The sequence below is a fragment of the Streptomyces sp. NPDC001732 genome (assembly GCF_053596315.1).
This window is the reverse complement of sequence record NZ_JBSFFY010000071.1, coordinates 1-12,831: the sequence shown is the minus strand read 5'-3', so window position 1 is coordinate 12,831 and position 12,831 is coordinate 1. Positions and strand designations below refer to the sequence as shown.

Below are 12,831 nucleotides of genomic sequence, written 5' to 3'. Positions count from 1 at the left end.
CCCTGTCCGTCCGGCATCGTTGCCTGCGGTCCCGTCCTTGTCCATCACACCCCGGCCAGGCGGCCCTGCGGCAGGGGACGAACGGCTCTGTGACCAGGGCCGTACAGACATTCTTCGCGCTCCGGGCCCGGTGCGGTGACCGAGGCGGGCGAACCGGCGCGGCGGCGAAGCCCGCAGCGGCATTCATGCCGCCCGTTCGGGTCGGCTGCCGTGCTGGGTGATCCGCAGGCACGGCTGGACGCGGCGAGGAGGGTGCCTGCGAAGGCGGCTCTCCTGCTGGATGCCGACATGTCCGCGGGCAGAGGGCTCGACCTGCCTCGGGCGCTGCTGCGCCGGATCGCCGGAGCCGCGGCCGTCGTGGTCGATGCCGGGTACGGGGTCCCGGGAGAGGCCGGTGAGGGAGCCGGGCTCACCCGGTTCCTGGCACCAGGGTGCGGACGGCCGTGCCGGCGCCGTGCTCAGGCGTTCGGCGGGTGTCCGGGACGACTCGGCTCAGTGGATGTCCGGAACGACGGCGACGGGGCAGGAGGCATAGTGCAATACCGCGTGGTTCACCGGTCCGAGGTGCGGACCGCGGTGTCGGCCGGTACGGCGAGCGCCGACTACCAGGAGTTCCGCTTCCGCGGCCTCCTCGATGAGCACCTGGTGCACAGGTCCCTGCACCACGGATCGGCGGACAGCGGCATCGGGCCCGGTGCGTTCCAGTACGGCCAGGACGTCTTCGAGGTGATTCTCGGCCTGCTGACGGTGCGCGGAGGCCGGGGAGCTGACGAGGAGCGGATGATCTGCGGTTTCGTGGGCAGGGCAGCGCCAGGCACGTACGGCGATCAGTTCGCCGTGGCGCGATGCCGCCCGGGAGAGTGCGAAACGGGCGGCTGCCGACGGCCCCGGGGCGTCGCCGATTCCGACGACGACGCGGCCCGGCTCCGGCCGGACTCCCGGTGCCGTCGCCGGGATCACGACCACCGGACAGTGGGACCGGCCCGCGACGGCGAGACTCACGGAACCCAGGAGCATGCCGGCGATCCGGCCACGGCCCCGGGAGCCGAGGACGACCAGGGCCGCCTCATGGCTCTCGCGCACCAGGGCGTCCGACGCATCCTCGGGCTGCACGTCGGCGATCACCTTCACCTCCGCCCGGAGACGATGCACACGCTCCTGCGCGGATGCGACGAGATGCTCGGCGAGGATCTGCTCGGCCGGACGCCCGGTGTCGAAGGTGGGACGCATGCCTTCGTAGCGCTCCCACAACGACGCATGGACGACGCGCAGGGGAAGCCGTGAGCGCGCCGCTTCCGCCGCGGCCCAGTCCAGGGCACGGAGGCTGCCCTCCGAACCGTCCACTCCGACGACTACCGGTAGCTGCACGGCTCCCACCGCCCTTCCTGTTCGGATGGCTGCCTGCTGCTGCGATGTGTGTGGTCTTGGTTTCCGCGGGTCGCGGTCGTGGTTTCTAAGGTTCGACGGTCAGCACATGGTCGAGGGGACGCCGTGGGGTGCGCGGCCCGCTCGGCCCGTACCCGAGACGGATGATCATCTGCGGGTGTCCTGTGCCGAAGACCGGGTCGCGCAGAATCCAGCGCAGGTCCGGCCATTCCAGGGGCTGGGTCGCGAACGACGTGGACACCCGATGGAGCGTGGCGGTGAGCAGAACGCGTTCCAGGGCCTGACCGGCGCGCAGCCAGTCCGCGGCGTGGTCGTCCGGCGTGCTCAGCAGGGCCAGTTGAGGCCGGTTCTCGAACAGGACGCGGGCCCGGCCCGGGACGACCCGGGTCCCGGCGAAGTCGCGTGTGGTGGCTCGTTCGGAGGCGTCGCGGGGGCCGAAGGCGTAGTCGGGGATTCCGTCCACGGGAGCCTCGCTCCTCGTGTCCCGGGTCCAGCGTTGTTGCTCTGCCTCCCGCTCCGGGGCGCCGCGGTCGTACCCCTCGGCGTCCCGGATCAGTCCGAGCACGGTCTCCAGGTGGACCGGGGTCAGGAACGCGAAGTCCGCGCCCTCGGCACGGGCCGCGTCGGCGAGACGCGCCCGGACGTCGTCGGGGACCGGCCGTTCGTCGAACGGGTAGCGACTCGTGTGCCGGTCCTTGACCGCCGGGTGGAGAACGGCGAGGGCTTCCTCGGCGGGTTCCAGTGGCGCGTCGGGGCGGACGCCGAGACGGACGGTCGCCAGTACGGCGGGGTCCGACGGCACGGGCAGCAGCGCGGTGACTGCGTCCAGGCGGTGATGCGCGGCGGACACCCGCAGGTTGAGCAGGGCCGCGCCGCAGCCGATGTGAAGGGCTCGGGTGGAGGGGTCGGCCTCCGGCATCGCGCGCTCGAAGTCCGCCCGGAGCGTGAGGGTGCGGCTTCGACGTCCGTAGTGGAAGAGCCAGGGCTGGGCGTTGTGCATGGACGGGGCGGCGGTGGCATCGGCGACGAGGCCGGCCAGCGCGGTGTCGTCGAGTGCTTCGGTGAGCATCGGGGGTCTCCCGGAGGTCGGGAAGGGCGATGGCTTCAGTATGAAGCGGATCGCCGCCCGGTACGTATGGGCCGTTCGTCCCACGCCCGGTACCGGACGGCTCCTCGGCAGGGGTACCTGCGTGCGCTCGGGCGGGGCCGCCCGTCCGGACCGTGCCGGGCCCGTGTGCCCCGGCACTTCCCCGGGCTCCCGGCTCTGCCGGAGCAGGGGGATTTCGTCCGGCTTCCCTCTCCGCCCTGCGATTGCGCACACCGGACCCCGTTCCCGGGCCCGGCCGGGCCCGAACGGAAGACCTCAGGCCGATTCCGGGCCTTCGAGTCGACACTCCACGCTGACGACGCCTTCCACGGACTGTGCGAGGCGGGCGGCGACGGGAATGAGGGCGGCGTCGGGGACGTGACCGGTGAGCGTGGCCACACCCCAGGTGACGCCGACCTTCACGTCCCGGTGCGAGTCGGGGAACAGGCGGTCGACGACCTCGCGGCGTATCTCGGCGGCGAGGTCGTCGTCGGGGCGCAGGAAGATCTTGAGGAGATCGGCGCGGCTGACGATCCCCTTGAGCCTGCCGTCGGCGTCGACGACCGGGAGGCGCTTGACACGCCGGTCGGCCATGAGCCGGGCGGCCTGCGGGAGGGGCGCGCCGGGCTCGATCGTGATGGCGGGACTCGTCATCAGCTCCTCGGCCCGGACCGAGCCGGCCTTGGCCGTGTCGCCCAGGCGGCGCATGTGGTCGATCATGCCGGGCGGGTAGTCGTGGAACTCCTCCTTCGGGAGCAGGTCGGCTTCGGAGACGACGCCGACGACGCGGTCCCCGTCTTCGACGACAGGTACGGCGGTGACCTGCCACCGCTCCATGGCGTCGGCGATCTCCTTGAACTCCGTGGCGGGTGTGACGGTGACGACGGCCTCCGTCATGACGTCGTTGACGGTGTACCGGGTGGAGGTCATGGCAGGTTCCTCGATGGGCGTGGGCGAGCGGCCGAGCGCCGTCGCGGGCGAACAGGGGCGGAGGGGGGCCGACGGGGGCGTGGCGCCGGATCCGCGACGGGCGAGGCCCCGCGGCGCGAACGGTGTGTCCCCCGTCCTTCATTCACAGCCTCGCACCGGAGGGAAGGGGCTGCAGGACCGGCCGGGGCGGGAGGGGCCCGAAAGGTCCCGGCGGGGACCGACCGGCCCATGTGGAACCGGCCCGCGCCGGGGCAGCCTGGGGGAGAACCTCATCGGGGACCCAGGAAGAGGGGGCATTGTGAAGACACTTGCTCTCCGGGGCCCGGGACGGACCGCGTGGCAGGACGTTCCGGACCCCTTGGTCCAGGACGCCGTCGACGTGGTGAGTCTTGCCGATGCCGTCCTCCCGGCCGCATGCCAGGTCGGGGCGCCGAACGGCGGCGTTCGGCCCGGCGGTACCGTCCTCGTGGGCGGTGCGGGCCCCATCGGGCACGCCGCCAGCCCCCACAGCCCCGGACGTGTCGTCGTCGACCTCGCCGAAGCCTGGCAGGCCGTCGGGCGGTTGCCTTCGTCCTTGTTGATCACCCACCGTTTCGAGGCCGGGCAGACGGAGGGGTTCCACGACGTGTTCTCCCACGCCGCGGACACCGGTGCGCCCGAGGTGGCACTGGGAGGACCGCAGCACAACGAGACCATCGCCCCGGCCCGGCCATGAACACAGCACATTCCTGGGACTTCAACGGCTATGACCCCAAGGCGGAGCGGACGACCGAGGCCCTGTGCACGCTCGGCAACGGCAGATTCGCCACCAGGGGCGCCGCGCCCGAGTCGTCTGCCGACGCGGTCCACTATCCCGGTACCTACGCGGCCGGGTGTTACGACCGGCTCTTCTCGGAGGCCGCGGGAGAACGGGTCGGTAACGAGGACATGGTCAACCTGCCCGACTGGGCGCGGTTGCGTTACCGCTGTCTGCCGGACGACGGGCCGGCGGGGGAGTGGCTCACGCCCGATGATCCGAGTCTGCGGCGTCACAAGGTGTCGCTCGATCTGCGGGGCGGCGTTCTCACCCGCCGCCTGTTCTTCCAGGACGGCCACGGGCGTCGGCTCGGCGTCACCCACACGAGAATCGTCCACATGGGCGACCCGTATCTCGCCGCCCAGAGAACGACCTTTCACGGGTACGGCTGGAGCGGGGCCGTGGAGGTCGAGTCCGTCATCGACGGTGACGTCACCAACGCCGGTGTCGAGCGGTACCGGGGGCTGGGCGGAAGCCATCTCACCGGCCACCGCGCCGGAGTCGAGGCGGACGGTGTGGCCTGGCTGTCCTGCCGGACCCGTTCGTCCCGGATCCGGGTCGCCGTTGCCGTGCGGACATCGTCGCGGCCGCTCGTGGCGGTGGGGTCGAGCTGCTCGGCGACCGGAACGGTCCAGAGATTCAGGCTGCCGGTTTCCCGCGGGCGTTCCGCCGCTGTGGTGAAGTGGGCCGCGTTGTACACATCGCTGGACCGTCCTCCTGGCGACCCGCTGCCGCTTGCTGTCGAGCACGTGTCGCATACGGCGGCGTTCGAGGTGCTGCTGGCGTCCCACCGCGCGGCCTGGGAACACCTGTGGAGTCAGGGCGAATTGACGGTACCGGGCGAACCCGGACGCATTCTCCGGCTCCATCTCTTCCACGTCCTGCAGACGCTGTCCCCGCACACGGCCGAGCTGGACGTCGGGGTGCCCGCCAGGGGCCTGCACGGCGAGGCGTACCGGGGGCACGTCTTCTGGGACGAGCTGTTCGTACTGCCCTTCCTCACCCTGCACTTCCCGGAAGTGGCGCGGAGCCTTCTCATGTACCGCCACCGTCGCCTGCCCGCGGCCCGTGACGCTGCCCGCCGGGCGGGCTCGCGAGGGGCGATGTTCCCCTGGCAGAGCGGGAGTTCGGGTGCCGAGGAGACGCAGACACTGCATCTCAACCCCCGCTCCGGCCGTTGGCTGCCCGACCACTCGCACCTGCAGCACCACGTCGGATCGGCCATCGCCTGGAACGTGTGGCGGTACGGGCAGAGCACCGGCGACACCGGATTCGTCCAGGGGCCGGGGGCGGAACTGCTGCTCGACATCGCCGGCTACTGGGGATCCGTGGCCACGTACGACGCCGGTATCGGGCGCTACCGCATCCGCGGTGTGGTGGGCCCGGACGAGTACCACGACGCCTACCCCGGCGCCGTTGATCCCGGGATCGACGACAACGCGTACACCAACGTGACCGCGGCCTGGGTGCTCGCACGCGCACTTGAGGTGTTCCGCGGGCTCCCCGAGGCCCGTCGACGGGAACTGGCCGAGCGGCTCGGCCTGGACGACGGGACCCCGAGCCGCTGGGAGGAGATCTCCCGTCGGCTGTACGTGCCGTTCCACAAGGGTGTCATCAGCCAGTTCGAGGGCTACGGCGAGCTGGCCGAACTGGACTGGGACGCCTACCGCTCCCGTTACTGCGACATCCGTCGGCTCGACCGGATCCTGGAATCCGAGGGGGACACGGTCAATCGCTATCAGGCGTCCAAGCAGGCCGACACGCTCATGCTCGGCTATCTCTTCCGCCCCGCCGAACTGCGCTCACTCTTCGACCGTCTCGGATACCGGCTCGACGACGAAGTGTGGCACGCGACGGTCGGCTACTACCTGGGCCGTACCAGTCATGGTTCGACCCTCAGCAGCCTGGTGCACGGCTGGGTACTCGCGCGCGAGAGAGGCCCGGACGCCTGGCGGTACTGCGAGGAAGCCCTGCTCAGCGATGTGGCGGATGTCCAGGGCGGCACCACCGGCGAAGGCATTCACCTCGGCGCCATGGCAGGCACCCTCGATCTCGTCGAGCGGGGCGTCGCAGGACTGGAGGCAGGCGCGGACGGGCTCCGTGTCGATCCCATTCCGCTCAGGGAGGTGCCGCGCTGCACGTTCACGTTCTGCCATCGCGGGCACAGAGGCATCCGTGTCCGGCTGCTGCCGGGCCGATTGGGGATTCGCGCGCCCCGCTCGCGGCTGGCCGCCCCGCTGATCGTGTGCCTGCCCGGCGGGCGGCTGGTGACCGTGGCCGCGGGGGAGCAGCACTGGTTCCGCCTGCCCGTGCGCTGACTCCTCGCAGGCCCCGCGCGGTCCGCTGGGACGACCACCGGATCGCTCGACTCGCCCGGGGCCTTTGTGCGAGCAGGCACGGGCGCATTTCTCAGTCCTCCCCGAGGGGCAACCGCTCGTCGGGCCGGTTGCCGGACGGGGCGGCGTGCGGCTGCGGCCCGGTGGCCCGTGGTGAGCGTTTGCCGGACCTGTCGGCCGGCGCCAGGCTGGGAGCATGGCGCGCGTACCGGCACCGGAGACGCTGACCGGGTGGGCTGTAGGGAGCCCCGGTCCGATCGGTGACGGCCCGCTGGTGCGTGTGCGGCGTGCGATGCCCCCGCCGGGGCCTGGTGAACTGCTGCTGAGGGTGGAGGCGTGCGGTGTGTGCCGCACGGACCTGCACCTTGCCGAGGGCGACCTGCCCCCGCACCGGGCGTCGACCGTTCCCGGCCATGAGATCGTCGGCCGGGTGGCCGCCGTCGGTGAGTCCGTCACGGGCTTCCGGCTCGGTGACCGGGCCGGTGGAGCGTGGCTGCGCAGCACCTGCGGCCACTGCCGCTACTGCCGTGCCGGCCGGGAGAACCTCTGCCCGGCCTCCCTCTACACCGGCTGGGACGCGGACGGTGGTTTCGCCGACATCGCCCTCGTACCGGCCGCCTACGCCTACCGGCTCCCGGAGGACCAGGAGGCCGCAGAGCTGGCGCCGTTGCTGTGTGCCGGGATCATCGGCTACCGCGCCCTGCGCCGCAGCGCCCTGCCGCCCGGCGGCCGGCTCGGGATCTACGGTTTCGGGGCCTCGGCCCATCTGGCGGCGCAGGTGGCCCTGGCCGAAGGAGCGACCGTGCACGTGCTGACCCGTTCGGCACGAGCCCGTGAACTCGCCGCAGACCTGGGCGCCTCCTCCGTGGGCGGTGCCTATGACCGTCCGCCCGAGCCGCTGGATTCGGCGATCCTGTTCGCACCGGTGGGTGACCTGGTGCCCGTGGCACTGGAGGCGCTGGACCGTTCGGGAACGCTCGCCGTCGCGGGCATCCATCTCACCGACATTCCCGTACTCGACTACCGGCGCCACCTCTTCGAGGAACGCGATCTGCGCAGTGTCACCTCCAACACCCGGCAGGACGGCCGTGACTTCCTGGACACGGCCGCACGGACGGGTCTGCGGGTCACCGTCAGCCCGTACCCCCTGGACCGCGCCGACCGGGCCCTGAGGGATCTGGCCGCCGACCGGGTCAGCGGCGCCGCCGTCCTCGTCCCGGGCTGAGCCTCGTTCCGGCCGGGCGGCCGCCGCAGTCCGTCACGGCAGCCGGGCAACGCATCCGGACCAGGAGCTGGCCGCAGTCCGGCAGGACGACGTCGTCATGTGTGAGCGATGACGGCGACGGGGGCGGTGGAGTGGTGGAGAACCGCGTGAGTGACCGGGCCGATGTGTGTGCCGGCCGAGGGCCGGCGGATGCGGCGGCCGACGACCCTCAGCCCCGCCTCGGAGCCTGCCTCCAGGAGTTGCTCGGAGGAGGGTCCGACCGTCGCCCGCAGCCGGGTACGTGTGCCGCCAGGGTCGCAGCATGTCGTCCAGGTCGGTGCGCTCGACCTGGGCGATCCGGGCGTTGACTTCAGGGTTGTACGCGTATCCGGACCCGGCCGGAGGGGGCGGCATCCAGCTGTGCAGCGCATGGAGTGTGCGGCCCCGCCGTGATGCCTCGGCGAACGCGAAGGAGAGCAGGGCGTCGCAGGGCCGGCCGGTGTCGACGCCCACGACCACGCCGCGGTCCAGGTGCCGGCCCTGGGCGTGCGGCAGCGCGTCCTCGGTCGCGCGTACCAGGACGGCGGGCTGCTCCACGCAGTGGATGACGGCCCTGCCACCGGAACCGAGGACGAAACCCCTGAGCGTGCCCGGCTTCCGGGAGCCGAGCACCAGCATGCTCGCGCCCGCTGTGGCACGGGCCAGTGAGGCCGCCGGCTGTCCGTCGAACGGTTCGGCGCTGATGTTCGGTCGCGGGTGCCGGTCCAGCGGTTCGTCGGAAGCTTCACGCAGGAGGGTCCGGGCCGCCCGGTGGCGCTCTGCGGAACCGGCCGCGGGAACGCCGGGGGCGGAGACCATGTTTCGGCGTGGACGAGATGGAGAGAAGCGCTGCGAAGGAGCGCTTCCCGCGCGGCCCAATGGGCTGTCGCGACACTTTCCGCGGATCCGTCGAGGCCGACGACGATACGCCGGTCCATGATGGCCCTCCTCGGGCAGGGCTGCTTCGGGTCGGTGAGGAACTCGCGTACGCACCGGCGGGTCAGACCCTCTTATCGCTGCTGCCCGGTGTCTGTCTGCACCTCGTCGGGCAGGTCGTCCTGCCCGTGGCCGAGCCGGTCGATCACATCCACGACTCCGTCGACGCTCCGGCACAGACGCAGGACGACGGGGAGGAGGCTGCGCCGGGCCAGGGTGCCGCTGAGGGTCACGACACCGTCGGTGACCTCGACGGTCAGCGACGAGGGACTGAGCCGCAGCGTGTGGGTCAGGACGTCTTCGAGGATCTCCTCCTGGATGGCGTGGTCCCTGCGCAGAAACAGCTGCAGGAGGTCGCTGCGGCTCAGGACACCGATCAGCCGGCCCTCGTCGTCGACGACCGGGAGCCGTTTGACCTTGTGCTCGTCCATGACGCGAGCGGCGCGGACCGCGCTCCACCCGGGAGCCGCGGTGATCACCGGGTGAGTCATGAGATCGACGGCGGTGTTGCCGGTGTCGTGCCGGTGGAACAGGTCGGCCTCGGAAACGACGCCCACGGGGCATCCGTCCTCGTCCACGACGGGCACGGCGGTGATACCGAACTCGTCGAGGAGCCGGACGATCTCCTTGAAGGCGGTGCCGCGCCGGACGCTGACGACTGCGGGCGTCATGAGGTCGAAGACGCTGCGATGCCTCATCGTCGCCCTCCTCTCACGCGGGAACTTCGGACCCGAACCGGGCCGAGACGTCCACCACTCCCGGCACCGTGCGCGCGGCACGCACCAGCACGTCACCGAGTGACGGGTCGGGGACGGCGCCGCTCAGACGGACGATGCCGTCGGACACATGGACGTACACGGTCGCGGAGCCCGCAGGGATCAGCTGGGTCGTGATCAGCTCGCGCAGTTCCTGGGCGATGTCCTCGTCCGGACGGAGATAGATCTTGAGCAGATCACCCCGGCTGACCACGCCCACGAGCCGTCCGCCGTCGACGACCGGCAGCCGTTTGAGATGTCCGCGGGCCATCAGCCGCGCGGCTCCCGCCATGCCCGCGTCGCGGGGCACCGTGACGGCAGGGACGGTCATCAGCTGACCGGCGGTGACGGCGCGGGACTCGTCTCCGCCCCGTGCCTTGAGCAGAAGGTCCGCCGCGGAGACCACACCGAGGACGCGTCCCTCGTCGGACACGACGGGCAGCGCACGGACCCGTCGGTGCCGCATGGCCTCCACGATGTCCTTGAACGGCGCTCCGCGGTCGACCGTGACGGCGGCGTGCGTCATCACGTCGTCGACGGTACGCAGATGCTTCATGGTTCCTCCAGGAACATGAGGCCCTGTGTCTTGGGTGTCGGCATCGTCGGCGCCCGCTGGCAGGGCCCCCGGGAACTGCTCGGCCCTGTTGCCGCTGCGTGAACGCTCAGGTGGGGTTGGTGTCAGGCGCAGGACCGCGATCCGGCCGCAGGTCGTCCACGGCGTATGCGAGGGACTGGTCGACACCGACGACACCGTCGACGGAGAGACACAGGAGCTCGACGATCGGAATGGTCGAGCGCTCCTCGACCGTGCCGCTCAGGGTGACGACTCCTTCCCGAACGGTGACCGTCACGCCGCCCGGAGTCAGCCGGAGAGTCCGGCCCAGGACCTCGTCGACGATCTCTTCGTGTATCGCGTCATCGCGGCGGAGCATGGGGCGCAGCAGGTCCGAGCGGCTGACGATGCCCACGAGCGTGCCGGTGTCGTCGATCACCGGAAGGCGTTTGACGCCCCGCTCGGTCAGGAAGCGCGCCGTCTCGACGATGCCCCACGAGGGCCGGGCCGTGAGCACGGGAGTGGACATGAGATCAGCGGCGGTGCGGGCGTCCATGGCGTGGGGGTCGACGGCCGCCGTGCCGCGTGGCTGGTCACGGCCCTCCGCCTCCGGCAGGCCCGCCTCCCTGCGGAGCAGGTCGGCCTCCGAGACGATGCCGATGGGACGGTGGCGGGCATCCACGACGGGCAGGGCCGAGACATCGTTGTAGGCCAGGCTCCAGGCGACCGTCTTGAGCGATGCTTCGGGGCTGGCCGTGGCCACGTCCCGGGTCATGACTTCTGCAACGGTGCGATGCATCATGATCCGATCTCCCTTTCGTGCAGGGGCGTGCCGTGACGGGCGACGGCAGCAGCGCGGCCTCACCACCCGGCGGACGGACCATGCGTGACCTCCTGGAGGGAGGCGGGCACGGGGGCGGTCACACGGTTCACGACCGCGACCACACCGTCGAGCCGTTCGGCAAGGCTGGTCAGGACCGTGATCTGGCGGTGGCTCTCCAGCCGGCCTTCCAGGGTGACGACACCGTCCACGACGTGGACGGTGACTGCGTCGGGGCCGAGCCCCATGGTGCTCACCAGCACGTCCTGGACGACGCGCTGCCGTATCTCCGCGTCGGGCCGGAGGAAGAGACGCAGCAGGTCCCGCCGAGTGACAATGCCGACAAGCCTGTCCTCGTCGTCCACGACCGGAAGCCTCTCCACACCGCTGCGCGTCATCAGCCGGGCGGCCTCCGGCGCGCTCTCCACCGCGTGAATGGTCACCGCCGGCGCCGACATGATCCCGGCAACGGTGCACTCTGCTCCGGACGGGGCCGTGGCACCGGCATCAGGACGCCGTGCCGCCTGCCGGCTCAGCAGATCGCTCTCGGAGACGACACCGACAACCCGGTCCTCGTCCCCGACCACGGGCAGTCCACTGATGTCATGCTGGGCGAGCAGTTTCGCGACCTCCTTGAAGGAGGTGGAAGGGACGACCGAGACGACATCGTCGGTCATCAGGTCTCCTACTCTGATGTGCTTCATGGCGGCACCCCCTGCTGCCTTGCAGAGATTCACCCGGACGCGATGCCGGAAGCTGTTCACTGACCACGATCCTTCGGGCCGCACGGGAACAGGAGGGCCGAATGGGGTGTGACCGGGACCGGTCGGACCTTGGTTCGGGCACCGCGGCACCTGGGGCCCGCAGGATTCCCCCGGCAGGGTCCACCGGACCCTGGGCGGGCCTGAACGGCTCTCTTCGCAGGGGCCGAGAGCCAACCTTTCAGCGGCTCCGGTGGGGGCTTCCCAATGCTGAAGTCAAGCCGCATGAGTGACAGGGGGTGTCACTTGGTGGCATCGTCCGTCACGAATCAGGGCCCACAGGATGTTGCTGGCCTCGGCTTTTCAGGGGGAGGTGGGGGTATCGAGGGGGAGGCCGGTTTTGGTGACGAAGCCGTCGAGGATGCCCGGCCGGTATTGGAGGCGTTTGAGCCGGTTGCGGACGAGCGTCTCGAGACGGTCGAGAGCGATCACGGCCAGGGTGGCGAGGCTGTGCCTGACGTGCGCCCACACCCACTCGACGGGGTTGAGGCCGGGCGAACAGGCAGGCAGCAGGAACACCGCCAGCCATTCCCGCTGGTCGGTCAACTCCCGCATCCGGCGGGAAACATGCGTGTTGAGCCGGTCCCCGGCCAACACGATCGGCGCACGGACGAGATGGTGGGCGCCGTCGATCAGCGCGATGGAGTCGCGCTCGCTCATGCTGCGGCGTTTGTTCCTGCCCGCCGGATGGGAGACCAGCCGGGTGCGTGACCCGGGCCGCACAGCGATCAGCCCGGCCACCGACAGGCGTCCCGAACGGCGCCGGCCGACCGTCACGACCGGCGTCACGCCACGCCGACCCTAAGGAACAGACTCGGACATGACGGCGGCCGTGCGGGGTCGCGAGATCTGCGTAGTAACTGGCCGGTCCGAGCGCGGCGGCAGCGGGCAGACCGGCATGGGCAGTGAGCGCTGGAGCCCACACTTCAGGGTTGTCCGTCGTTCCTGTTCTGGCCTCCGCCAGCGTCTCGATCATCCGGGCAGCCGGCCGACCACGTCGGCCTGTCAGGGCCCTGAGCGCATCGAAGCGGTCTGCCGAACCGCCAGGAGCCATGTCTTCATCGTGGCCGCAATCCGGCACGGGCACTCACGCGGGCGAGCGCGGCTCGACAACACACGACAACAACGGCAGGGCGATCCCCGTGTGGCCGGAACGCGGTCTCTTCCTTAACGTCGTCCCATGTCGGACGAGAAGAGTTCGGGCAAGCCGGGCAGGCTGCCGCGCTCG

The 12,831-nt window shown here is 71.1% G+C and carries 11 protein-coding genes and 2 pseudogenes; 3 read left to right on the top strand and 10 right to left on the bottom strand.

All coding sequences use genetic code 11. The annotated features are described in order from the left end of the window. Positions 1–492: 492 nt before the first annotated feature. From ACWCXX_RS35160 to ACWCXX_RS35150, 3 genes are all read right to left on the bottom strand, one after another. Positions 493–1,368 (bottom strand): universal stress protein, encoded by an 876-nt coding sequence (locus tag ACWCXX_RS35160; RefSeq protein ID WP_451134474.1) that lies wholly within the window; start codon positions 1,366–1,368, stop codon positions 493–495. Positions 1,369–1,453: 85 nt separating this feature from the next. Further along, positions 1,454–2,455: an Acg family FMN-binding oxidoreductase gene (locus ACWCXX_RS35155; RefSeq protein WP_451134472.1), complete on the bottom strand. Its 1,002-nt coding sequence runs from the start codon at positions 2,453–2,455 to the stop codon at positions 1,454–1,456. A gap of 294 nt (positions 2,456–2,749) precedes the next feature. After that, positions 2,750–3,403 carry a CBS domain-containing protein gene (locus ACWCXX_RS35150; RefSeq protein WP_451134470.1) on the bottom strand — a complete coding sequence of 218 codons (654 nt, stop codon included), beginning with the start codon at positions 3,401–3,403 and terminating at the stop codon, positions 2,750–2,752. A 298-nt stretch (positions 3,404–3,701) separates the two neighbouring features. Between ACWCXX_RS35150 and ACWCXX_RS35145 the strand changes: the two genes are divergently transcribed. From ACWCXX_RS35145 to ACWCXX_RS35135, 3 genes are all read left to right on the top strand, one after another. Next, a complete protein-coding gene (locus tag ACWCXX_RS35145; protein WP_451134468.1) occupies positions 3,702–4,118 on the top strand; it encodes a hypothetical protein in 417 nt (138 codons plus the stop codon). Beyond that, entirely contained in the window at positions 4,115–6,517 is a 2,403-nt protein-coding gene (locus tag ACWCXX_RS35140; protein ID WP_451134466.1) for a glycoside hydrolase family 65 protein, read from the top strand. The genes ACWCXX_RS35145 and ACWCXX_RS35140 overlap by 4 nt, the downstream gene beginning before the upstream one ends. Before the next feature lie 214 nt (positions 6,518–6,731). After that, the gene (locus ACWCXX_RS35135; RefSeq protein WP_451134464.1) at positions 6,732–7,760 is read left to right on the top strand and encodes a zinc-binding alcohol dehydrogenase family protein; all 1,029 of its coding nucleotides are present in this window, start codon (positions 6,732–6,734) and stop codon (positions 7,758–7,760) included. Positions 7,761–7,793: 33 nt separating this feature from the next. On the opposite strand, the gene ACWCXX_RS35130 is transcribed toward ACWCXX_RS35135, so the two are convergent. The 7 genes and pseudogenes from ACWCXX_RS35130 to ACWCXX_RS35100 form a co-directional block, all read right to left on the bottom strand. Further along, complete coding sequence (locus ACWCXX_RS35130; RefSeq protein ID WP_451134462.1) at positions 7,794–8,597, bottom strand: universal stress protein; 804 nt, start codon at positions 8,595–8,597, stop codon at positions 7,794–7,796. Positions 8,598–8,638: 41 nt separating this feature from the next. Further along, positions 8,639–8,716, bottom strand: a pseudogene (locus ACWCXX_RS35125) (hypothetical protein); the annotation flags it as partial. Positions 8,717–8,788: 72 nt separating this feature from the next. Next, positions 8,789–9,412, bottom strand: a complete 624-nt coding sequence (locus ACWCXX_RS35120; protein WP_451134460.1) for a CBS domain-containing protein — start codon at positions 9,410–9,412, stop codon at positions 8,789–8,791. A gap of 13 nt (positions 9,413–9,425) precedes the next feature. Continuing rightward, the gene (locus tag ACWCXX_RS35115; RefSeq protein WP_451134458.1) at positions 9,426–10,025 is read right to left on the bottom strand and encodes a CBS domain-containing protein; all 600 of its coding nucleotides are present in this window, start codon (positions 10,023–10,025) and stop codon (positions 9,426–9,428) included. A gap of 106 nt (positions 10,026–10,131) precedes the next feature. Beyond that, complete coding sequence (locus ACWCXX_RS35110) at positions 10,132–10,824, bottom strand: CBS domain-containing protein (protein ID WP_451134456.1); 693 nt, start codon at positions 10,822–10,824, stop codon at positions 10,132–10,134. A gap of 59 nt (positions 10,825–10,883) precedes the next feature. Further along, positions 10,884–11,546, bottom strand: coding sequence for a CBS domain-containing protein (locus tag ACWCXX_RS35105; RefSeq protein WP_451134454.1), 663 nt, complete (start codon positions 11,544–11,546; stop codon positions 10,884–10,886). Between the two features lie 360 nt (positions 11,547–11,906). Beyond that, a pseudogene (locus ACWCXX_RS35100) lies at positions 11,907–12,404 on the bottom strand (transposase); the annotation flags it as partial. Between the last annotated feature and the right edge of the window lie 427 nt (positions 12,405–12,831).

Bases quoted from the DNA above. Each gene is read 5' to 3' on its own strand.
- ACWCXX_RS35155 (WP_451134472.1), bottom strand. From the start codon at position 2,455: ATGCTCACCGAAGCACTCGACGACACCGCGCTGGCCGGCCTCGTCGCC.
- ACWCXX_RS35150 (WP_451134470.1), bottom strand. From the start codon at position 3,403: ATGACCTCCACCCGGTACACCGTCAACGACGTCATGACGGAGGCCGTC.
- ACWCXX_RS35140 (WP_451134466.1), top strand. From the start codon at position 4,115: ATGAACACAGCACATTCCTGGGACTTCAACGGCTATGACCCCAAGGCG.
- ACWCXX_RS35135 (WP_451134464.1), top strand. From the start codon at position 6,732: ATGGCGCGCGTACCGGCACCGGAGACGCTGACCGGGTGGGCTGTAGGG.
- ACWCXX_RS35130 (WP_451134462.1), bottom strand. From the start codon at position 8,597: ATGGTCTCCGCCCCCGGCGTTCCCGCGGCCGGTTCCGCAGAGCGCCAC.
- ACWCXX_RS35120 (WP_451134460.1), bottom strand. From the start codon at position 9,412: ATGAGGCATCGCAGCGTCTTCGACCTCATGACGCCCGCAGTCGTCAGC.
- ACWCXX_RS35115 (WP_451134458.1), bottom strand. From the start codon at position 10,025: ATGAAGCATCTGCGTACCGTCGACGACGTGATGACGCACGCCGCCGTC.
- ACWCXX_RS35110 (WP_451134456.1), bottom strand. From the start codon at position 10,824: ATGATGCATCGCACCGTTGCAGAAGTCATGACCCGGGACGTGGCCACG.
- ACWCXX_RS35105 (WP_451134454.1), bottom strand. From the start codon at position 11,546: ATGAAGCACATCAGAGTAGGAGACCTGATGACCGACGATGTCGTCTCG.